Consider the following 19,862-nt stretch of genomic DNA (forward strand, 5'->3'; position numbering starts at 1 on the left):
GCCGGCCGATGCCCCATCGGCGGCACCTTCGGGGAGGTCTGAATGTCCATGTTTCGTCGCACCGCCGGGCGGGCGGTCATCGCTGCCGCCGTTCTGGCGCTTGCCGCGGGCGCCGTGCGCGCCGCGCCCTATGTGCTCGATCCGGCCCGCAGCGCCATCCGCTTCGAGATCGGTGCCGAGGGCTATCCGCTGACCCGCGGCCAGTTCCGCAAGTTCACCTCCAACCTTGCGGTGGACTTCGACCATCCCGCGCGCAGCAAGGTGAGCTTCAAGGTGGAGGCAGCATCGCTCGACACCGGCCTGCCCATGCTGGACAGCTATGTGCGCAGCGATGCCTTCCTCAATACCGAGCGCTTTCCCGCCGTGAGCTTTGAATCCACCGCCGTGGAGAAGCTCGACGACCACCGGGTGCAGGTGACCGGCATCCTGACGCTGCTCGGCGTCAGCCGCCCCGAGGTGTTCGTGGTGGATGTGGACCAGTCCACGGGCAAGGGCGCGCTCGGCCTCACGGCGCGCGGCCACATCCACCGGTCGGACTTCGGCATGACGGCGGGCCTGCCGCTGATCTCCGACGATGTCGCCATCACCGTCGCCGCGCTGGCGGACACCCAGTGAGGAGCGAACGCCGGCGCTGGAGCCTGCCGCTCCGGCTGCTGCACTGGGCCATGGCGGCGCTCATCCTCGGCCTGCTGGTGCTTGGCTGGGTGATGACCCATGTGCGCACGGACCTCGGCACCACCTTCGCCTGGTATCTGTGGCACAAGTCCTTCGGCTTCGCCGTTCTGGTGCTGGTGGCGGCGCGGATCGCCACTCGCCTCCTGTCGCCCGCGCCCCGCGAGGCAATGCCGCCCGGCTGGCAGCGGCGGGCGGCGCATTTGGCGCATGGGCTGCTCTATCTGCTCATGGTCGCCGTGCCGGTGGCGGGCTGGATGATGGCCTCGGCTTCGCCGCTGCATCTGCCCACCCGGCCGTTCAACCTCTTCACCTTGCCGGATCTGGTGGCGCCCAACGCCGCCTTGTTCCGGCAACTGGAGCTGGTGCACGCGACGCTCGCCTATAGCCTTCTGGGGCTGGTGGTGCTGCATGTGGCAGCGGCGCTGAAGCATCGCTTCCTCGACCGGGATGGCGTGCTGGCCCGCATGGGCTTCTGACCGCCTGCGGCGGGGCTCGACGGCGCCGCCGCTTGCGTCCGCCGGCCGTGCGGACCATAAGCGGGCATGACCGAGACGCCCGAAGCCGCCGCGCCCGCCGAAGAGCCCGTTGATCCCTTCCTGGAGAAGGGCCGCCTGCTGTTTGCCGGCGAGTGGAAGTTCGTGACCGCTGCGCCCACCGTGGACGTGCTTCCGCCCATGCAAGGGGTGGAGATTGCGCTCGTGGGCCGCTCCAACGTGGGCAAGTCGAGCCTCGTGAACGCACTCACCGGTCGTACGGCGCTCGCCCGCACTTCGGTGACGCCGGGCCGCACGCAGGAACTCATCTTCTTCCGGTGCGTGCCCGAGATGATGCTCGTGGACATGCCGGGCTACGGTTTCGCCAAGGCGCCGAAGGACAAGGTGGATGCCTGGGTCGCCACGATCCGCGCCTATCTGCGCGGCCGGGTCAACCTTGCCCGCGTGTTCGTCCTCATCGACGCCCGCCACGGCATGAAGCCGGTGGATGCGGAAATCCTCGACCTGCTCGACAAGGCAGCGGTGTCCTATGCCATCGTGCTGACCAAGAGCGATCAGGTGAAGCGGACCGACCTTGAGGCCGTCATCGCCGACACCAAGGACAAGATCCGCCGCCGCCCCGCCGCTTTTCCGGAGGTGTTTCCCACCTCCAGCCATGGCGGCAAGGGCCTCGCGGAACTGCGCGCGGCCATCGCCCGGATCATCGACGAGCGCAGCTGATGCGCGGCGGGATCAGACGCCCGCCGCCCCGCCGTCCGCGCGCGGATCGTGCGCGCCTTCGAGATCGCGCTTGGGCGTATAGATGACCGCGCCCGCATGGCCCATGGTGTCGGAGAAAGCCTCCGGCAGAACTTCCAGATCATGGCCGGCGGAGACGAGGGCTCGCACCACATCCTCGTCGAAGCGGTTCTCGAGCCGCAGGTTGGTGTGGGTCGAGCCCCAGGTGCGGCCCAGCAGCCAGCGCGGCCGCTCGATGGCCTCGCCCAGCGGCACGCTGTGCAGCACATGGCGGGAGAAGACGGCGGCCTGCGTCTGCGGTTGGCCCTCGCCGCCCATGGTGCCATAGGCCATCACCCGCCCGTCCCGCAGCACCGCCAGCGCCGGGTTGAGCGTGTGGAAGGGCCGCCGGCCGGGCGTGAGCGGGTTCACGGCTCGCTCGTCGAGGCTGAAGCTGGCGCCCCGGTTCTGCATGAGGATGCCGGTGCGCGGCAGCACGCAGCCCGAGCCGAACTCGAAGAAGATGGACTGGATGTAGGAGACGACGAGCCCGCTCGCGTCCGCCGCGCCCAGCCAGATGGTGTCGCCGCGCTTGGCCGGCTGCGGCCAGGGCAGGGCGCGGCGCCTGTCGATCCGGGCCGCATCCGCATCGAGCGCGGCGGGGGTGAGGAAATGGGCGGGATCGTGCTTCAGATGCTCGAAGTCCCGCACCACCTCGTTGCGCACGAGGAAGGCGCGCTTTGTCGCCTCGACCAGACCGTGGATGAAATCGAAGCTCTCCGCCCGCTTCACGCCGAGGCGGCTGTAGAGCCCGAGGATGAGAAGGGAGGCGAGACCCTGCGTCGGTGGGGGCGCGTTGAAGATGCGGCCCTCGGGCAGATCGACGCTGAGCGGCTCGCGCACCACGGCGCGATAGCGCTCCAGATCGGCGCGGGTGACCGGGCTGCCGATGCGCTCCATATCCGCCGCCATCTCGTGGGCGACGTCGCCCCGGTAATAATCCTCCAGCCCCGCCCGACCGAGATGCTCCAGCGTGTCGGCGAGCCGCTCCGCCTTCTGGATGTGGCCGACTTCCGGCGGCTTGCCATCCACGAGGAACTGGGCGGAAAAGCCGGGCGCGTCCTTCAACTCGGTGAGTTTGTCGGCGGTGAGCTGAGCCTGCGAGCGGGTGACGGCCACGCCGGCGCGGGCGTGCTGGACGGCGCTCTCCAGCAGCCGCGGGAGGGGCAGGTGCCCGCCGGCGGCGCGGGCCGCTTCCAGCGCCAGCCCCCAGCCGCCGACGAGGCCGGGGACGGTGAGCGCGGCGAGGGGGCCGCGCTCGGGAATGGTGTCATAGCCGGCGTCGCGATAGCTCTTGATGGTGGCGCGGGCGCCGGCATAGCCGCAGGCTTCGATATAGCGCACCCGGCCGTTGGGCTCGCGGATGAGCCAGAAGCCGTCGCCGCCCAGATGGTTCATGTGCGGATAGACCACCGCAATGGCGGCGGCGGTGGCGAGCGCCGCTTCCACCGCATTGCCGCCCTCCGCCAGCACCTGCCGCCCGGCCTCGACGGCGAGGGCATGGGGCGCGGCGACGATGCCGCGCGCGGTGTGGGTGCTTTCGTGGCTCATGGGGCCCTCCGGGGCGGCTGATGCCGTGCGCTTGACCCGCGCGGCTTTGCAGAGCAGTGTCCCGGCCTCTTAATTCAGCTTGCCCCCGACCGGAAGGGTCGGCGCGGCGCAGCGGGCGCAAGGCCCTGACGGAGACGAGAATGGCGCGGACGAATGATGGACTGACGGCACGCGGGCTGGTGAGCGTCATCAGCGCCACCATTCTCGTCGCGGTCCAGGCATTCACGGTGGCGGTGGCGGCCGGGTGGGCGCTCGCCGGCCTGTTCCAGCTCGGCGATATTGGCGAATACGCCTTGATGGCCCTGTTCGGCCTGCTGGCCGTCTATTTCAGCGTAAAGTATGTGCGCAGCGCCGCCCAGGCCGAGGCCAAGCTGCACTATTGACCGCGCCTTTCGAGCGCTGCTGGGGGATCGACCCCATTTGCGCCATGGGAGACGGGCGAAACCTCGATTGACCACGCAAAAGTGATCCCGTAGTTGGGTACGGCGATCGGGCCTGTGGCCCTGCGTGGGAGGCTGAGGATGGTTTCGCGTATCTGCGCCGCAGTGCTGGCGCTCTTTACCGTGCTGGCGGTGTCCGGCCCGCTCGCTGCCGCCGAGGCGCGGCAGAATTTCACCCTCGTCAACAAGACCGGCTACGACATCGAGAAGGTGTTCGTCTCGCCGAGCAAGTCGGACGACTGGGAAGAGGACGTTCTCGGCAAGGACACGCTGGACGACGGCGATTCCTGGGAGATCAAGTTCCACCGGGCCACCAAGACCTGCAAGTGGGACCTGAAGGTCGTCTATTCGGACGATAACTCCAGCGCGATCTGGTACGACATCGACCTGTGCTCGGTGTCGAAGATCACCATTCGCTACAACCGCAAGAGCGACAAGACGACGGCTTCCTTCGACTGAGGACGGCGCGTCGCTGAACCTTTGGAGAGGCGGGCTCTGGCCCGCCTCTTTGCGTTTCAGCCCGGCTGCCAGTGGGTCACCACGTCGGGGAGCGCGGGGCGGGGGCGATCGTCGGGCCGCTCGGCCGGGCTGCCGAGATGGATGAAGCCGGCCACCTGCTCGCCCGCGCGGACGCCCAACAGGGCCGCGGCCTCTGGGTCCCGGCCGGGCCATTTCAGCAGCCACTGGGCGCCATAGCCCAGCGCCGTCGCGGCGCTGACGAGCGCCATGCCGGCGGCGCCCGCCGATAGGATCTGGTTGAAGACCGGAACCTTGGCGGCAGGGTCCGGCCGGCTCACCAGAACCACCGTGACCGGGGCCCGCAGGAGATAGAGGCGCCACATGTCCGCCTTGCTCTCGGGCAGGTCCGGGTTCTGGCGACGATAGAGCGCATCGAGCAACCCTCCGGCCTGCGCCCGCGCTTCGCCCGACAGGACGATGAAGCGCCACGGCACCAGGCGGCCGTGATCCGGTACGCGGGCGGCCACCGCCAGCAGGCGGTCCAGCTCCGCCGGCGTCGGGCCGGGTTCGACCAGGGAGCGCAGGGGCAGGGAGCGGCGCCGTTCCAGCAGCGCGAGGGCTTCCGGCGCCTCGGCGCGGGGCAGGGCGACACCGGAATGGGTGGGGGCGGCGCCGTGGTGGCGGGCGGCGGGAGTCTCGGCGGGCGCGCGAATGTCCTGTTGGGTCAATGGCTCGGACATCATGCTACCTCTGGCCTCGGCGGGGCGGCGACGAAAAACATTGCAAGCCTGACCGGTTTTGCTTGTTCCAAAAATGTAAAGCGTCTTTCTGACGGGCCCCTGATCACGTCAGATAAACATTGATGTACCAAATCGGCAGGAATGTGTGTTAGTGTGTGAATATGCCGGTGTGATGGGCGTTTCTGCATTGAACGCACGGAAAATCCGGCCATGTCCATTTAGGCTGTAAGGCGAGAAGCGGGAAGCTGGCTTGAGCGTGTCGAGGGGGACTTATTCAGGTCGTTCCAAGACGGTATCAGTACAAACGACGACAAGTTCAGCAATGGTGGATGGCCCAGGCCAAGATTGGCGACCTGACCTCAACGGAAATACACATGAGCCGTAACCGAGACTTCCGAGAGCCGCGCCGTCGTGGCTTTGATGACGATTATGCCCCGCCCCCGTCGCGGGACCGCGCCTTCGGCGGAGAGCGTGCTTTCCCCTCGCACAGCTCGTTCAGTGCACCGGCTCCGTCGGGTCCGCCCATTGAGGCCACCGTCAAGTGGTTCAACCCCGAGAAGGGCTTCGGCTTCGTCGAGCTGTCCGACGGTTCGGGTGACGTGTTCCTGCACGCCCGCGCCCTCGAGGCCGCCGGCCAGGAAAGCGTGCCTCCCGGCTCGAAGCTGAGCGTCCGCGTCGGCCAGGGCCAGAAGGGCCGTCAGGTCACCGAGGTGCTCGAGGTCGATACCTCGACCGCCGAGGCTGCCCCGCCCCGTCGCGCGCCCGCCGGCCCCGGTGGCTTCGGCGGCGGCGCCCCCCGTTCGGGTGGCCCGCGCGCGGCTTCCGGCCCGACCGAGGAGCGTGTCGGCACCGTGAAGTGGTACAACCCCGAGAAGGGCTTCGGCTTCATCGCCGTTGAGGGCGGCGGCAAGGACGTGTTCGTTCACGTCACCGTCGTGTCCCGCTCCGGCCTTGCCGACCTCAGCGAAGGTCAGCGCGTGGTGGTGCAGGTCGGCCAGGGCCCGAAGGGTCCGGAGGCCCGCGGCATCGAAGTCGCGGACTGACCGGCGCCTTAGCGTTCATGGGCGGCCGCTGCCTTCGGGTGGCGGCCGTTCCCGTTGTTTTCGGGAGTTGGCTGTTTCATGGCTCAAAGTTCTGAGGCGGATCTCGACGGTCTCCTCGATCGACTGAAGAAGGCGCAGAGGGACCTGATCGTCACCGCTGCCAAGGCCGGGACGCTTCCGTCTGACGGCGCACTCCGCAAGATTTCGGAGCTGGAAGGGGCCATCGCGGCCACCGAGGCCCTGCTTCAGGAAGAGCAGCACGCGCCGCAGGCGCGCCGCTGATACCAAGAGATTCCGGCCGCCGTCCGAAGGGGATGGAGCGGCGCCGGAATATCGCCCGCACTCCATGAGTTCGATGAGCGCCTCGCGGGTCCGCGACGGCGCTTTTTGCATTCCGGGGGAAGGCCTCCCGCGCGGGGCGATGTTCCGGACGTGCTCCGAGGAGGGTGTGCGGCAGGGCTCCTGCCAGGGCGGCGCCTGCGGCCCGCAGCGGGGTTGGGGGGGCTTTTATCAGGATCGCGCCAGACGTCTCGATCTTGGCTATGACGGGCGATGCGTCGCCTCATCTCGGCGCTCCCGCACGAGCAGGCGTCGCTCACGAATGGAGCGTCTTCTGAGCTCGCTGTTTCTTTCGAGAAGTGGCGGCCCGGGCGTCCGCGCTAGCGGACGATTGGTCCGCACCCGGCGTGGCGCGCTTCCCGCTTCTGCCAGTGCCGGCTTCTTCCCGAAAGCTTGGGTGGGCCGGGGAACCTGGAGGCCGGACCCGGCGGCTCTCAGCGAAGGCCCGCTGAAGTGAGGCCTAAGCTGCCTCCGTTCGGGTGACGACGGCTCAGGCAACAGCTTCCGCCTCGCCGACACTCCGCGCCTGAAACTTCCTGCGATTCTGCTCGAAGGCCTTGAGTCGGCCTTTCTCAACGACGTGTCTGTCGGAATAGCCGGTCCGCTTGCGACGTGACGGTCAGCGTCGCCATCCCCGGACGGCTGCACGCATATCGCGCGTCGCTTTCCAGCTCCGCCGGCGTCTGTCTTGTCCGCGAACGCTTATGTCGGGCTGGCAGGCCCGTAAGACCTGTCGGTTTCGGCCAGCGTAAAAATAGAGATCCGCTGAAGCGCGGCCATGACCAGACGGCAAGGGGGGGATGGCTCAGGTCCGTCTCTCCTCCTGTGCCGGGATCGCGGATGCGCCTCCCTATGCAGGGGATGGTCTGCGGGTGTTCCGGCCGGCACGCATATGGCGCATTGGCTTTCCGGCTCCGCCAACGGCGGATTGGTCCGCATGCGCTCGGCTGCCCGCAGGCGCGGATGGCCGACACTCCGGCCGGGAGGGTCGGCTCGTTTGGGGGCGCCCAAAAGCAAAGGCCCCGCCGAAGCGGGGCCTTGACTGGAGAGGTGTGGGCGAAACGGCTCAGGCCGCCTCTTCCGCCTCGATGTCCTGGTCGATCTCGCTGTCCTCGACCTCTTCCGCCTTGCCGGCCCCCCGCTTGGGGCCCTTCTGGAGGTTCTGCTCGATCAGCTTGACGGACTCGGTCTCGGTGATGTTCTGCACGGCCGAGAGTTCGCGGGCCATACGGTCCAGCGCGGCTTCATAGAGCTGGCGCTCGGAATAGGACTGCTCGGGCTGCGCGTCGGAGCGATAGAGGTCGCGGACCACTTCCGAGATGGCGATGAGATCGCCGGAATTGATCTTCGCCTCATACTCCTGGGCGCGGCGGCTCCACATGGTGCGCTTGACGCGGGCGCGGCCCTTCAGGGTCTCCAGCGCCTTGGTCACGACCGGGCCTTCCGACAGCTTGCGCATGCCCACCGAAGCGATCTTCGGCACCGGCACGCGGAGCGTCATTTTGTCCTTCTCGAAGGAGATCACAAACAGTTCGAGCTTGAAGCCCGCGACTTCCTGTTCTTCTATGGAGGTGATTCGGCCGACGCCGTGAGAGGGGTACACGATGTGTTCTCCCGTCTTGAAGCCAAGACGGGCCTGCGCGCTGCTCTTCTTTGTCGACATGCTTTGAACCGCTCCTGATCAGGCCCGGAGGCCGGATCGTCCTGACACGCGCGCGCCGATGACCGGCTTTTCGACGGGTGCGTGACTTGTGCTGACGACTGGGCTACGGAAGATCCGGCAGCCCGCTGGCAGTCGAAATCAACAATCAATCCTTCGCGCCAAGCCGTACCCCGCGGCCGGACACGCCAAACTCTCGCCCCTATGTCCCGAGAATGCGCAGATGATATGAGCGCGGGATGGTTGACTGAGACGCAATCGACTGTAACACCTTACATAACACAAAAATCACCTGAATGAAAGCGTCGTTCATTTTCGCGCAAGCGATCCGGCGCAGGGCACGCATGCGATTCTGCGGGGCCGTTCCGTTTTGGAAGTGGTCATATAAACATTTCTTTATATCGTTATTGATGCTGCTGCCGGGTCGTGCTACGTCCCCGGCACTCGGCTGGCGTGCCGCAGCATGCCGCGCCGCCTTGAGGCCCCGACAGGGAGAGCAGACATGACCGATTATGTGGTGAAGGACATCAATCTCGCCGATTGGGGCCGCAAGGAGCTCGACATCGCCGAGACCGAAATGCCGGGCCTCATGGCCACCCGCGCCGAATACGGCCCGTCGCAGCCGCTCAAGGGCGCGCGCATCGCCGGCTCCCTGCACATGACCATCCAGACCGGCGTCCTCATCGAGACGCTGAAGGCGCTCGGCGCCGACGTGCGCTGGGCCTCGTGCAACATCTATTCGACCCAGGACCACGCCGCAGCCGCCATCGCCGCCGCCGGCACCCCCGTCTTCGCCGTGAAGGGCGAGACGCTGGAGGAATACTGGGAGTACACCCACCGTATCTTCGAGTGGGCCGACGGCGGCACCCCGAACATGATCCTGGACGACGGCGGCGATGCCACCCTGCTCGTCCACCTCGGCCTGCGCGCGGAGAACGGCGACACCGCCTTCCTCGAAGGCGCCACCAATGAGGAAGAGGAAGTCCTCTTTGCCGCCATCAAGCGCCGCCTGAAGCACAAGCACGGCTGGTACACCCAGCTCGCCAAGAACATCCGCGGCGTGACGGAAGAGACCACCACGGGCGTGCACCGTCTCTACGAGATGCAGAAGAAGGGCACGCTGCTCTGGCCTGCCATCAACGTGAACGACAGCGTCACCAAGTCCAAGTTCGACAACCTCTACGGCTGCCGCGAGAGCCTCGTGGACGGCATCCGTCGTGGCACGGACGTGATGATGGCCGGCAAGGTCGCGATGATCGCGGGCTTCGGCGACGTGGGCAAGGGTTCGGCCGCTTCGCTGCGCAACGCCGGCTGCCGCGTGCTCGTCTCGGAGATCGACCCCATCTGCGCGCTGCAGGCGGCGATGGAAGGCTATGAGGTCACCACCATGGAAGACGCCGCGCCGCGCGCGGACATCTTCGTGACGGCGACCGGCAACCTCGATGTCATCACCGTGGACCACATGCGCGCCATGAAGGACCGCGCCATCGTCTGCAACATCGGCCACTTCGACAGCGAGATTCAGGTCGCCGGCCTGAAGAACTTCAAGTGGCACAATGTGAAGCCGCAGGTCGACGAGGTCGAGTTCCCCGACAAGAAGCGCATCATCCTTCTCTCCGAAGGCCGCCTCGTGAATCTCGGCAACGCCACCGGCCACCCGAGCTTCGTGATGTCCGCCTCCTTCACCAACCAGACGCTCGCCCAGATCGAGCTCTGGACGAAGCCAGGCCATTACGAGAAGAAGGTCTACACGCTGCCGAAGCATCTCGATGAGAAGGTGGCGGCGCTTCATCTCGAAAAGATCGGCGTGAAGCTCACCAAGCTCTCCAAGGTGCAGGCCGATTACATCGGCGTGCCGGGCGAGGGCCCCTTCAAGCCCGAGCACTACCGCTACTGATCGCACAGATGGCCGCGCCCGAAAGGCGCGGCCATCCATTTTGGCTGGTGCGGGGCTGAGGTGCCCTGATCCGGCACATTGTCAGCCGGTCCGATCGGAGCTAGGTGTGAGCGGCAGCCGATGCTTCGGCCGCGTGTTCTAGGGGGCAGCCTTGGACCGTTTCGACCGGAAATCGGGACGCATGGTGCGCGCCCGATCGAGAGTGAGTGTCGTGCGCGTGCCGCTCCCATCCCTTCCGTCGCCACAGCAACCGTGAACGACCGGAACGCGAGCGATGGCCTTGAGCTTCAGTCGTGATCGTTCCCGCGCCCTGCCGCTCGCCGCGGAGATCGGCGCGCTGGGCGTCGTCTTCGGCGATATCGGCACCAGTCCGCTTTATGCCCTGAAGCAGGGCGTCTTGGCGGTTGGCGGCACGGACTTCACCAGCGCCGACGTGATGGGCCTCCTGTCGCTCATCACCTGGAGCATCATCCTTTCCGTCACCGTCAAATACGTGATGCTGGTCCTGCGCGCCGACAATGACGGCGAAGGCGGCATCCTCGCGCTCGTGACGCTGCTCGACCTGCATCGCAGCGCCATCGGCCTGCGCTGGTATCTTCTGGCGGCCGGCCTCGTGGGCGCCGCCATGCTCATCGGCGACGGCGTGCTGACGCCCGCCATGTCGGTGCTCTCGGCGATCGAAGGCCTTCAGGTCATCTCGCCGGCCCTGCTGGACTGGATCGTGCCGCTCACCGTGCTGGTGCTGGCGGCGGTGTTCCTGTCGCAGCGCCTCGGCACCGAGCGGATCGCCAGTTTCTACGGCCCCATCATGGTGCTCTGGTTCGGCTCGCTGGCGGTGCTGGGCGTCTATGGCATCATGCAGGCGCCCGAAGTCCTGGCGGGCCTCGACCCGCGGGCGGGCTTCCATACGGTCACCACCCATCCGGGTCTTGCCGGCGTCATCATCGGCGCCTGCTTCCTCGCCATCACTGGCGGCGAGGCGCTCTATGCGGACCTTGGCCATTTCGGCCGCAAGACCATCGCCCGTGCCTGGCTGTTCGTCGCCATGCCGGCGCTGCTGCTGAACTATTTCGGGCAGGGCGCCATCCTGCTGCGCGACCCGCAGGCGGTGCGCAATCCCTTTTACGACCTCTGCCCGGACCTGTTTGACATCCCGCTGCTGTTCCTCGCGACGGCGGCGACGGTGATCGCCTCTCAGTCCATCATCACCGGCGTGTTCTCGCTGGCGAAGCAGGCGATCGAACTCGGCTACCTGCCGCCCATGCGCATCCGCTACACCAGCGAGCACAACGAGCAGCACATTTATGTCGGCCGCCTTAACTGGCTGCTCATGGTGGCCTGCATCGCCGTCGTGCTCGGCTTCGAGGCCTCCGACCGCCTCGCCTCGGCCTATGGCATCGCGGTGGCCTTCGCCATGGTCACCACCTCCATCCTGTTCGTGGCGCAGGTGAACCGGGCGTGGAAATGGCCCAAACCCGCGGTGATCGCGCTGGGTGTCGGCCTGTTCAGCCTTGATGCGGCGTTTGCCTCCGCCAATCTCACCAAGCTGCATGAGGGCGGCTGGCTGCCGCTCACCATCGCCGGCATCGTCATCTTCGTGATGGTGAGCTGGCGGCGGGGCCTTGAGGGGGTGGTGGCGCAGCAGCAGCGCTTCACCGAGCCGCTCGATGAATTCGTGCTGCGCGGGGATCGCGCCTCGGATGCGGAGAGCCCGCGCACTGCCATCTTCCTGTCCCGCGCCGGTGCCATGACGCCGGTGGCTCTCTCGCGCATGGCGGACCTGCTGAAGGTGCGCTTCCAGCGGGCGGTCATCGTCTCGGTCTGGATCGCCGCTCGGCCGCGCGTCTCGGTGGATGACCGGGTGCGGGTGACCAATCTCGACGGCGGCTTCATCCGCGTGGATCTGCGCTTTGGCTACATGCAGCAGATCGACGTGCCCTCGGTGCTCGGCCCGGCGCTGAGCGCCCGCGGAGTCGATCCCGACGAGGCGATCTACGTGATCGGCCACGAGCGCATCATCCCTCCGGACGAGGTGGTGCGGGGCCGCGACGTGGTGGCCCACGTCTTCGCCTTCCTCGCCCGCAACGCCGAGCGCTCGGTGGACCGCTTCGGCCTGCCGCGCAGCCGCACGGTCGAGATCGGTTATCCGGTGAAACTTTGAAAATCGGGCCGCGTGCCTTGGGCGCGCCGTCTTGAGGCTGTAGGGCTTCAATGCAAGGATGGTGGCGACGTAGCGTCATCCCATCCGATCCGGGCGGTTCGCCGGTGGGGCAATGGGGCGGGCGGGCCGTCTGCGGGGACACGGTGCGTGATGAGCTTTCCTAAGACGGTTTGGCGTTTCCTGCGGGACCGCGTGGGCCTGCATGGCTTGGGCTTTATCCTGAGCCTCGTGGTGATCGGCTTTGCCATCACCGTCCTGTACAAGATGCTGCACAACCTCAACGTGGCCGACGTGGTCGCCGCGCTGAAGGCGAAGAACCCGCTGCACGTGGCCGCGGCCTTCATTCTCGTGGCCTGCGCCTACCTGACGCTGACCTTCTATGACTGGTTCGCGCTCCGGACCATCGAGAAGCCGCACGTGCCCTATCGCGTCGCCGCGCTCTCGGGCTTCTGTTCCTATTCGGTCGGCCACAACGTGGGCTTCACGGTCTTTACCGGCGGCTCCGTGCGCTACCGCATCTATTCCGCCTGGGGCCTCTCGGCGGTGGACGTGGCGAAGATCTGCTTCGTCGCGGGCCTGACCTTCTGGCTCGGCAACATTGCGGTGCTGGGCCTCGGCATCGTCATCCATCCCGATGCGGCGACCGCCGTGGACCAGCTTCCGCCGCTGGTGAACCGGCTGATCGGTATCGGCGCGCTCGCCGTGCTGGTGGGCTATGTGTGGTGGGTCAGCGCGGCGCCGCGCAAGATCGGCCGCTCCAACTGGTTCATCACGCTGCCGGCGGGCAAGACGACGCTGCTGCAGATCGGCATCGGCATCCTGGACCTCAGCCTGTGCGCCGCCGCCATGTACATGCTGATGCCGGCGAGCCCTTATATCGATCCCATCTCGCTGGCGGTCATCTTCGTCACCGCGACGCTGCTGGGCTTCGCCAGCCATGCGCCCGGCGGCCTCGGCGTGTTCGACGCGGCGCTGCTGGTGGCGCTGCCGCAGTTCGACACCGGCGAGATGGTCGGCGCGCTGCTGGTGTTCCGGCTGTTCTACTACATCGTGCCCTTCGCCTTCGCCCTGTCCCTGCTGGGTGGGCGGGAACTCTACCTCGGGCGGCTGCGGGCCCGCGGAGCGGCGGAAGCCGCAGCCGAGGCGGCCACCGCGAAGGACACGGTCGTTCCCGAGAAGAAGCACGTCACCGCCGCCGAGTGAGGCTTGCGGCGAGAAGGGACTTGCGGCGGCGTTGCCGGCCGCAGGGGCCTATGGCGCGGAGGGGGCAGCCAGAAGGTTGAGCCCCGGCACCGCCGCCACCGCCGATTTCGGCAGCTTCACCGTCTGCACGCCATGGGGCACCATGAACTGGCGCGGGTCCTGAGGGCCGCGCGTCAGCGCGGTCGCTTCATAGACCAACTGCGGCTTGCCCTGGATTTCCACATGGGTGCGCAGGGCGATGCCGTCGGCCGTGATGCAGGCGGTAGTGGGGCCGGCGGTGGTCTGGCTCGGCACCGGATCGATCTTCCAGAGGTCGCAGGTTTCGCCCGCCACCGTGTCGGTGCCGGTCTTGGTGCCGGAGCCGGTGAGGGCGGCGAAGCTGAAGCTGGGCGGCAGGTCCGTCTGCATCGCCATCTTGGGCATGGACGGCACCATCAGCGCCACCTTGCCGGACTTCAGGTCGGCGATGCCGACGATCAGGGTGGGCGAGGATTTCGGCAGCAGTTCCAGGCGCATGCGCCCGTCCGCATAGGCGAGGTCGAGAGAGCCCCCGTCGCGCAGGACCGCCTTCAGGGCGAAGTCCGCGGAAGGGTAGGGCAGGGGATCGGCAGCGGCGGCGCCGAGGCCCGCGGCCAGGGTCGTCACCGCCAGAAGACCCGTACGAATGGACATGGTTTCGTCCCGTCAGATACACGCCGCCACAGCGCAGCCTGCATGGAAAGAGTTCTATAGGAGAACAGGTTCCCTTGAAGGAACTTTGAATCACACCCTGCGGCGAAAATAGGGACCGCCGCTTTGTCGTATTGCTTTCGCAGCCCGAATTCACCATCACCCGATTAACGAATCGAAGAAGGCCGGCCAGCCGCGCCTTCCGTTGCCAGAGGTCACGCCCATGTCGGGCCGCAATGTGAGGCGCGCCGGTCCTGTAACCGGCGGGAGAGCGCTGCCATGAACGAGCCTGTCGAGGCGCGCGATGCCGCGTCCGCGCCGCCGTTCTGGCGGCAGCCGCGCCTGTGGATCGGCCTGATCGCCGCGATCGTGCTGGTGGCGATGCTGAGCGGCGAGATGGCGCCCGGCGTCGGGCTGCCTTTGCTGGTGGTGGCGGTCATCGGCTTTTTTGCCTGCGCCATCCTCACCGGAGAGCCGCCGGTGCTCCAGCGTCTCGCCGAGAAGGTGCGGCCCCAGGAGGACCGCGTGGAAGGTGAGCCGGCGGTGCATGCGCTGATCGCCGCTCTGCCGGAACCGGCATTGCTGCTCACGCCCACCGGCGAGATCCGTACCGCCAATTCCCGCGTGGCGCTTGCCATCGGCCCGGCCAAGGTGGGCGATCCGCTCTCCTTCCTCGTGCGCGTGCCCGAGGTGCTGGAAGCGGTGCGCATGGCGGCCGAGGACGGCATCCCCCGCCGGGTCGAGTTTGCCGAGCGCATCCCGCTCGACCGCTGGCTCGAGGCCCATGTGGTGCCCGTCCAGCTGAAGCCGCGCCCCGACGCCTCGGGCTCGAAGGGAGCGGCGCCGGCGCCAGCGAAGCCGGACGGCGTGCTGCTGACATTCCGGGACCTCACCGCCCAGCGGCGCAGCGAGCAGATGCGGGCCGACTTCGTGGCCAATGCCAGCCACGAACTGCGCACCCCGCTCGCCTCCCTCTCCGGCTTCATCGAGACGCTGCTGGGTCCCGCCAAGAATGACGCCGCCGCGCGCGAGCGCTTCCTTGGCATCATGGGCGCACAGGCCCGCCGCATGTCGCGCCTCATCGACGATCTGCTCTCGCTTTCGCGCATCGAACTCAACGTGCATGTGCGGCCGGACACGGTGGTGGACCTGTGCGGCATCCTCTCCCATGTGCGCGACACGCTCGGCCCGCTGGCGCAGGACCGCGCCATCACCATCACGCTGGAGACGGACGGGACCGCCATGCCGGTGCGCGGCGATCGGGATGAACTCATCCGCCTGTTCGAGAATCTGGTGGAGAACGCCCTGAAATACGGCGGCTCCGGCCAGAACGTGGATGTGCGCATCGCCCGCGAGCCGGGGACGCAGGGCGATGTGGCTGCGGTGAGCGTGCGGGACTATGGGCCGGGCATCGCGCCGGAGCATCTGCCCCGCCTGACCGAGCGTTTCTATCGGGTGGACGTTGCGGCGAGCCGCGACCAGGGCGGGACGGGCCTCGGCCTCGCCATCGTCAAGCACATCGTCGCCCGCCATCGGGGCCGGCTGATGGTGGAGAGCGCCCCCGGAAAGGGGGCAACTTTTACCGTGCGCCTCGACCTCTCCGATGACGCTGCGAAAAACTCAGTGAATACAGCGGCTTGATCCGTCATTCAGGTGTCACGAACCAGTCATAGAAGGTTCGGGCCAGACCGCTATGTGTGGGCGGTCCAAAGTTGCGTCAGGACGGGAACGTCCCGTGGCAGCACCTGATTGGCAATGGAGAGAACCCCGTGAAGCTCACCCATATTCTCGGCGCAGCCCTCGCTGTGGCCGGCACCCTCGTCGCCGGTAACGCGTCTGCCCTCGATTTCAACGGCGCTGGCGCGTCCTTCCCGGCCCCGGTCTATCAGTCCTGGGGTGCGAAGTATAAAGAGAAGACCGGCAACGGCCTGAACTACCAGTCCATCGGCTCCGGCGGCGGTCAGAACCAGATCATCAACCGCACCGTGGACTTCGGCGCCTCCGACGCCCCGGTTGAGGGTCCGAAGCTGGCCTCCAACAACCTGCTGCAGTTCCCGGCCGTGATCGGCTCCATCGTCGCCACCGTGAACCTCGACGGCATCCAGACTGAGCAGCTCAAGCTGACCGGCCCGGTCCTCGCCGACATCTACCTCGGCAAGATCACCAAGTGGAACGACAAGGCGATCGCCGACCTCAACGCCGGCGTGAAGCTCCCCGACCAGGCGATCGTCCCGGTGTATCGTTCGGACGCCTCGGGCACCTCCTACGTCTTCACCTCCTACCTCGCTGAAGTCAGCGCGGACTGGAAGGCCAAGGTCGGCGCCGCCACCTCCGTGCAGTGGCCGACGGGCGCGGGCGCCAAGGGCAACGAAGGCGTTGCCGGCACCGTGAAGAACACCAAGGGCGCCATCGGCTACGTCGAGTTCGTGTACGCCGCCGCCAACAAGCTGGTCGTGACCCAGCTCCAGAACAAGGCCGGCAAGTTCGTCGCCCCGACGGTCCCGGCCTTCATGGAAGCCGCCGCTGCCGCCGACTGGGCCGGCTCGAAGGACTTCGCCGCCTCCATGCTGAACACGCCCGGCGCCAATGCGTGGCCGATCGTGTCCGCCACCTACATCCTGCTGCCGAAGAACCCCACCAACGTGGACGCTTCCAAGGAAGTGATGAAGTTCTTCCAGTGGGCCTACACCAAGGAAGGTGGCGAGATCGCCGAGAAGCTTCACTACATCCCGCTCCCCGAGGCGGTCGTGAAGCGCGTCGAGGAAGCCTGGAAGGCTGAAGTGAAGGCTCCGGACGGCAAGCCGGTGTTCTGATGATCCTCCGGCCCGCACCCTCGCCGGTGCGGGCCGGTCCCTCCGCGGAGGGTGCCGGGCTGGTCCCGGCTTTTTGAATGCAATGCGTGCAGGATGCCATGGCGCTGCCGCCCGCACGGACGCCGGAGCAGGGGGCTCCTGGCGACGTGGATGAAAGACCCACACCGGCACTGGACGCAGCCGGGGGACGCAGGAAGGGCTGGGAATGGACGCGACGATCGATACCAGGGATGACATGGGCCGAATTCCCATTCATCAGGCCAAGCGCATCGGCGGACTGTCCGATCCGCTGTTCGTGGGCGCCCTGTGGGCCTGCGGCATCCTCGTTCTCGTGCTGCTCGGCCTGATCATCGGCCAGCTCTTCCTCGGCGGCCTGCCGGCCCTGCGCGAGTTCGGCCTCGACTTCCTCTGGAGCCCGAGCTGGAACCCGGTCACCGAGAAATACGGTGCGCTGGTGATGATCTATGGCACGCTGTTCAGCGCCATCATCGCCGTCATCGTCGCCCTGCCGCTCTCCTTCGGCATCGCCTTCTTCCTCACCGAGATCGCGCCGCAGCAGCTCAAGCGCCCCATCGGCGTCGCCGTGCAGCTGCTCGCCGCCGTGCCCTCCATCATCTACGGCATGTGGGGCTTCTTCATCGTGGCGCCGCTGATGGCCGCGTATGTCCAACCCCCGCTGATCGAGTGGCTGGGCCCGATCCCGGTGATCGGCGCGCTGTTCCAGGGTCCGCCGCTGGGCTCGGGCATGTTTACCGCCGGCCTCATCCTGGCGGTGATGATCGTGCCCTTCATCACGGCCATGTTCGTGGAGACGCTGGAATCGGTTCCGCCCATGCTGAAGGAATCCGCCTACGGCGTCGGCTGCACCACCTATGAGGTCTACAAGAACGTCTCCGTTCCCTACGGCCGCACGGCCATGGTGGGCGCGATCATGCTCGGCCTCGGCCGCGCGCTGGGCGAGACCATGGCGGTGACCTTCGTCATCGGCAATGCGACCCGCCTCTCGGCCTCGCTCTTCGCGCCGGGCGCCACCATCGCCTCCACCATCGCCAACGAATTCCCCGAGGCGCCGATCGGCTCGCTGAAGCTCACCTCGCTCCTGCAGCTGGGCTTCATCCTGTTCGTCATCTCCTTCATCGTCCTCGCGCTGTCCCGCGCGCTGGTGCGTTCGCGCCTCGACTGAGAAAGAACCGAACCATGGCTTCGCTCGCCGCCCGCCGGGCCAAGGACACGACCGTCAAGGCGATTTCCGTCGGATTCGCCGCCCTCGCCATCCTTCTGCTCGCGTGGATCCTGCTCACGCTGCTCGCCAAGGGCCTTCCGGCGCTCGGCACCAACGTCTTCACGCGCATCACCATGCCGCCGGGCCAGAACGGCGGCCTCTTGAACGCCATCGTCGGCTCGCTCATCCAGATCGGCCTCGCCCTCGTCATCGGCGGTCCGATCGGCATCTTCGCCGGCACCTTCCTCGCCGAGAACGGCAAGGGCACGAAGATCGGCTCCGCCGCCCGCTTCGTGAACGACATCCTGCTCTCGGCGCCGTCCATCCTGGTCGGCCTCTTCATCTACCAGCTGCTGGTGGTGCCCTTCGGCGGCTTCTCGGGCTGGGCGGGCTCCATCGCCCTCGCCATCCTGGTGATCCCGGTCATCGTGCGCACCACCGAGGACATGCTGAACCTCGTGCCGGTGGGCCTGCGCGAAGCCGCCTTCGCGCTCGGCGCGCCGCAGTGGAAGGTGGTCATGATGGTGACGTGGCGCGCGGCCCGCGCCGGCATCGTCACGGGCGTGCTGCTGGCCATCGCCCGCGCCGCCGGCGAGACGGCGCCGCTGCTCTTCACCTCGCTCGGCAACAATTCCTGGTCGGTGGACCTGTCCAAGCCGATGGCCAGCCTGCCGATCGCCATCTATCAGTATGCCGGCAGCCCCTTCGACGACTGGGTGGCCCTGGCCTGGGCCGGCGCGCTGCTCATCACGGTGGGCGTGCTGGTGCTCAATGTGGTGTCGCGGCTCGTCCTGGCGCGGTCGCACTGACCGGGCCGGCTTCCCTACGCAATTCCGCCCGCTGCGCCGGGCCCCGAGATCCGAACGAGGCTAGACCATGACTTCCGCCGTCGATCCGAACCTCAGCATGTCCACCAGCGTGTCGGCCAAGCCCGGCGCCCCGGACGCGCCGACGAAGATTCAGGTCAACAAGCTGAACTTCTACTACGGGCAGAACCACGCCCTGAAGAACATCAACTTCACCATCCCGGAGAAGCGCGTGACGGCCATGATCGGCCCGTCCGGCTGCGGAAAGTCCACGCTGCTGCGCGTCTTCAACCGCATGTACGACCTCTATCCCGGCCAGCGCGCCGAGGGCGAGGTCATGTTCGACGGCGTGAACGTGGTGGGCAAGGATCTGGACTCCACTGTGGTGCGCAGCCGCATCGGCATGGTGTTCCAGAAGCCGACGCCCTTCCCCATGTCCATCTATGACAACATCGCCTTCGGCGTGCGCCTGCACGAGAGCCTGTCCAAGTCGCAGATGGACGAGCGCGTCGAGAGCTGCCTGCGCAAGGCGGCGATCTGGGAAGAGACCAAGGACCGTCTCCACACCTCCGCGCTCGGCATGTCCGGCGGCCAGCAGCAGCGCCTGTGCATCGCCCGCACCATCGCGGTGAAGCCGGAAGTCATCCTGCTGGACGAGCCCACCTCGGCGCTCGATCCGATCTCCACCTCGAAGATCGAGGATCTGATCGACGAGCTGAAGCAGGAATTCACGATCGTCATCGTGACCCATAACATGCAGCAGGCGGCGCGCTGCGCCGACCGCACGGCGTTCTTCTACCTCGGCGAACTGGTGGAGGTCGGCCCCTCGGACGTGATCTTCACCAATCCGAAGGAGATCAAGACGCGCGACTACATCACTGGCCGGTTCGGCTGACGCGGCACGGGGAGGTTT

The 19,862-nt window shown here is 67.2% G+C and carries 19 protein-coding genes; 15 read left to right on the forward strand and 4 right to left on the reverse strand.

Annotated elements, in window-relative coordinates; translation table 11 throughout:
- The first annotated feature begins 42 nt into the window (after positions 1-42).
- The 3 genes from DFO45_RS00765 (at position 43) to yihA (ending at position 1,889) form a co-directional block, all read left to right on the forward strand.
- A complete protein-coding gene (locus DFO45_RS00765) occupies positions 43-615 on the forward strand; it encodes a YceI family protein (protein WP_133863393.1) in 573 nt (190 codons plus the stop codon).
- Positions 612-1,151 carry a cytochrome b gene (locus tag DFO45_RS00770; RefSeq protein ID WP_208299716.1) on the forward strand — a complete coding sequence of 180 codons (540 nt, stop codon included), beginning with the start codon at positions 612-614 and terminating at the stop codon, positions 1,149-1,151. Before DFO45_RS00765 ends, DFO45_RS00770 begins: the two co-directional genes overlap by 4 nt.
- Positions 1,152-1,217: 66 nt before the next feature.
- Entirely contained in the window at positions 1,218-1,889 is a 672-nt protein-coding gene (gene yihA / locus DFO45_RS00775; protein ID WP_133863394.1) for a ribosome biogenesis GTP-binding protein YihA/YsxC, read from the forward strand.
- A 12-nt stretch (positions 1,890-1,901) separates the two neighbouring features.
- Here yihA and DFO45_RS00780 read toward each other — a convergent pair whose 3' ends face one another.
- The gene (locus DFO45_RS00780; RefSeq protein WP_133863395.1) at positions 1,902-3,497 is read right to left on the reverse strand and encodes a gamma-glutamyltransferase; all 1,596 of its coding nucleotides are present in this window, start codon (positions 3,495-3,497) and stop codon (positions 1,902-1,904) included.
- 140 nt (positions 3,498-3,637) lie between these two features.
- Here DFO45_RS00780 and DFO45_RS00785 point away from each other — a divergent pair, with 140 nt between their 5' ends.
- Both DFO45_RS00785 and DFO45_RS00790 read left to right on the forward strand, forming a co-directional pair.
- Complete coding sequence (locus tag DFO45_RS00785) at positions 3,638-3,880, forward strand: hypothetical protein (protein WP_043879665.1); 243 nt, start codon at positions 3,638-3,640, stop codon at positions 3,878-3,880.
- A 138-nt stretch (positions 3,881-4,018) separates the two neighbouring features.
- The gene (locus DFO45_RS00790; RefSeq protein WP_043879664.1) at positions 4,019-4,396 is read left to right on the forward strand and encodes a hypothetical protein; all 378 of its coding nucleotides are present in this window, start codon (positions 4,019-4,021) and stop codon (positions 4,394-4,396) included.
- A gap of 56 nt (positions 4,397-4,452) precedes the next feature.
- On the opposite strand, the gene DFO45_RS00795 is transcribed toward DFO45_RS00790, so the two are convergent.
- The gene (locus DFO45_RS00795; protein ID WP_133863396.1) at positions 4,453-5,136 is read right to left on the reverse strand and encodes a nitroreductase; all 684 of its coding nucleotides are present in this window, start codon (positions 5,134-5,136) and stop codon (positions 4,453-4,455) included.
- Between the two features lie 374 nt (positions 5,137-5,510).
- On the opposite strand from DFO45_RS00795, the gene DFO45_RS25390 reads away from it, so the two are divergent.
- Together DFO45_RS25390 and DFO45_RS00805 are read left to right on the forward strand one after the other, a co-directional pair.
- Positions 5,511-6,179, forward strand: coding sequence for a cold-shock protein (locus DFO45_RS25390; protein ID WP_043879663.1), 669 nt, complete (start codon positions 5,511-5,513; stop codon positions 6,177-6,179).
- 78 nt (positions 6,180-6,257) lie between these two features.
- The gene (locus tag DFO45_RS00805; protein WP_043879662.1) at positions 6,258-6,461 is read left to right on the forward strand and encodes a hypothetical protein; all 204 of its coding nucleotides are present in this window, start codon (positions 6,258-6,260) and stop codon (positions 6,459-6,461) included.
- 1,123 nt (positions 6,462-7,584) lie between these two features.
- Here the strand turns inward: DFO45_RS00805 and DFO45_RS00810 are convergent.
- Positions 7,585-8,181 (reverse strand): CarD family transcriptional regulator, encoded by a 597-nt coding sequence (locus tag DFO45_RS00810; RefSeq protein WP_012172563.1) that lies wholly within the window; start codon positions 8,179-8,181, stop codon positions 7,585-7,587.
- Between the two features lie 499 nt (positions 8,182-8,680).
- Between DFO45_RS00810 and ahcY the strand changes: the two genes are divergently transcribed.
- The 3 genes from ahcY to DFO45_RS00825 all read left to right on the forward strand — a co-directional run bounded on the left by ahcY (position 8,681) and on the right by DFO45_RS00825 (position 13,439).
- Entirely contained in the window at positions 8,681-10,075 is a 1,395-nt protein-coding gene (ahcY, locus tag DFO45_RS00815; protein ID WP_133863397.1) for an adenosylhomocysteinase, read from the forward strand.
- Positions 10,076-10,349: 274 nt separating this feature from the next.
- The gene (locus tag DFO45_RS00820; RefSeq protein WP_208299717.1) at positions 10,350-12,236 is read left to right on the forward strand and encodes a KUP/HAK/KT family potassium transporter; all 1,887 of its coding nucleotides are present in this window, start codon (positions 10,350-10,352) and stop codon (positions 12,234-12,236) included.
- Positions 12,237-12,386: 150 nt separating this feature from the next.
- Positions 12,387-13,439 carry a lysylphosphatidylglycerol synthase domain-containing protein gene (locus DFO45_RS00825; RefSeq protein ID WP_043879660.1) on the forward strand — a complete coding sequence of 351 codons (1,053 nt, stop codon included), beginning with the start codon at positions 12,387-12,389 and terminating at the stop codon, positions 13,437-13,439.
- A 48-nt stretch (positions 13,440-13,487) separates the two neighbouring features.
- Here the strand turns inward: DFO45_RS00825 and DFO45_RS00830 are convergent, their stop codons facing one another.
- Positions 13,488-14,111, reverse strand: a complete 624-nt coding sequence (locus tag DFO45_RS00830) for a hypothetical protein (RefSeq protein ID WP_133863398.1) — start codon at positions 14,109-14,111, stop codon at positions 13,488-13,490.
- Between the two features lie 276 nt (positions 14,112-14,387).
- On the opposite strand from DFO45_RS00830, the gene DFO45_RS00835 reads away from it, so the two are divergent.
- The 5 genes from DFO45_RS00835 (at position 14,388) to pstB (ending at position 19,844) form a co-directional block, all read left to right on the forward strand.
- A complete protein-coding gene (locus DFO45_RS00835; protein ID WP_133863399.1) occupies positions 14,388-15,749 on the forward strand; it encodes an ATP-binding protein in 1,362 nt (453 codons plus the stop codon).
- 128 nt (positions 15,750-15,877) lie between these two features.
- Positions 15,878-16,921 (forward strand): phosphate ABC transporter substrate-binding protein PstS, encoded by a 1,044-nt coding sequence (gene pstS, locus DFO45_RS00840; RefSeq protein WP_043879659.1) that lies wholly within the window; start codon positions 15,878-15,880, stop codon positions 16,919-16,921.
- A gap of 205 nt (positions 16,922-17,126) precedes the next feature.
- On the forward strand, positions 17,127-18,104 hold the full coding sequence (pstC, locus tag DFO45_RS00845) for a phosphate ABC transporter permease subunit PstC (protein WP_012172556.1): 978 nt from the start codon (positions 17,127-17,129) through the stop codon (positions 18,102-18,104).
- Between the two features lie 14 nt (positions 18,105-18,118).
- Complete coding sequence (pstA, locus tag DFO45_RS00850; protein ID WP_012172555.1) at positions 18,119-18,952, forward strand: phosphate ABC transporter permease PstA; 834 nt, start codon at positions 18,119-18,121, stop codon at positions 18,950-18,952.
- A 97-nt stretch (positions 18,953-19,049) separates the two neighbouring features.
- The gene (gene pstB, locus DFO45_RS00855) at positions 19,050-19,844 is read left to right on the forward strand and encodes a phosphate ABC transporter ATP-binding protein PstB (RefSeq protein WP_244421883.1); all 795 of its coding nucleotides are present in this window, start codon (positions 19,050-19,052) and stop codon (positions 19,842-19,844) included.
- The last annotated feature ends 18 nt before the right edge of the window (positions 19,845-19,862 follow it).

The sequence above is a fragment of the Azorhizobium sp. AG788 genome, assembly GCF_004364705.1.
GTDB classification, from domain to species: Bacteria; Pseudomonadota; Alphaproteobacteria; order Rhizobiales; family Xanthobacteraceae; genus Azorhizobium; species Azorhizobium caulinodans.

What these genes read in the sequence shown, in the direction of transcription:
- DFO45_RS00780 (WP_133863395.1), bottom strand. Translation starts at nt 3,497, where the DNA reads ATGAGCCACGAAAGCACCCACACCGCGCGCGGCATCGTCGCCGCGCCC.
- DFO45_RS00830 (WP_133863398.1), bottom strand. Translation starts at nt 14,111, where the DNA reads ATGTCCATTCGTACGGGTCTTCTGGCGGTGACGACCCTGGCCGCGGGC.
- ahcY (WP_133863397.1), top strand. Translation starts at nt 8,681, where the DNA reads ATGACCGATTATGTGGTGAAGGACATCAATCTCGCCGATTGGGGCCGC.
- DFO45_RS00805 (WP_043879662.1), top strand. Translation starts at nt 6,258, where the DNA reads ATGGCTCAAAGTTCTGAGGCGGATCTCGACGGTCTCCTCGATCGACTG.
- DFO45_RS00795 (WP_133863396.1), bottom strand. Translation starts at nt 5,136, where the DNA reads ATGTCCGAGCCATTGACCCAACAGGACATTCGCGCGCCCGCCGAGACT.
- pstB (WP_244421883.1), top strand. Translation starts at nt 19,050, where the DNA reads ATGTCCACCAGCGTGTCGGCCAAGCCCGGCGCCCCGGACGCGCCGACG.
- DFO45_RS00785 (WP_043879665.1), top strand. Translation starts at nt 3,638, where the DNA reads ATGGCGCGGACGAATGATGGACTGACGGCACGCGGGCTGGTGAGCGTC.
- DFO45_RS00820 (WP_208299717.1), top strand. Translation starts at nt 10,350, where the DNA reads ATGGCCTTGAGCTTCAGTCGTGATCGTTCCCGCGCCCTGCCGCTCGCC.
- DFO45_RS00765 (WP_133863393.1), top strand. Translation starts at nt 43, where the DNA reads ATGTCCATGTTTCGTCGCACCGCCGGGCGGGCGGTCATCGCTGCCGCC.
- DFO45_RS00825 (WP_043879660.1), top strand. Translation starts at nt 12,387, where the DNA reads ATGAGCTTTCCTAAGACGGTTTGGCGTTTCCTGCGGGACCGCGTGGGC.
- DFO45_RS00810 (WP_012172563.1), bottom strand. Translation starts at nt 8,181, where the DNA reads ATGTCGACAAAGAAGAGCAGCGCGCAGGCCCGTCTTGGCTTCAAGACG.
- yihA (WP_133863394.1), top strand. Translation starts at nt 1,218, where the DNA reads ATGACCGAGACGCCCGAAGCCGCCGCGCCCGCCGAAGAGCCCGTTGAT.
- DFO45_RS00835 (WP_133863399.1), top strand. Translation starts at nt 14,388, where the DNA reads ATGAACGAGCCTGTCGAGGCGCGCGATGCCGCGTCCGCGCCGCCGTTC.
- pstC (WP_012172556.1), top strand. Translation starts at nt 17,127, where the DNA reads ATGGACGCGACGATCGATACCAGGGATGACATGGGCCGAATTCCCATT.
- DFO45_RS25390 (WP_043879663.1), top strand. Translation starts at nt 5,511, where the DNA reads ATGAGCCGTAACCGAGACTTCCGAGAGCCGCGCCGTCGTGGCTTTGAT.
- pstA (WP_012172555.1), top strand. Translation starts at nt 18,119, where the DNA reads ATGGCTTCGCTCGCCGCCCGCCGGGCCAAGGACACGACCGTCAAGGCG.
- DFO45_RS00790 (WP_043879664.1), top strand. Translation starts at nt 4,019, where the DNA reads ATGGTTTCGCGTATCTGCGCCGCAGTGCTGGCGCTCTTTACCGTGCTG.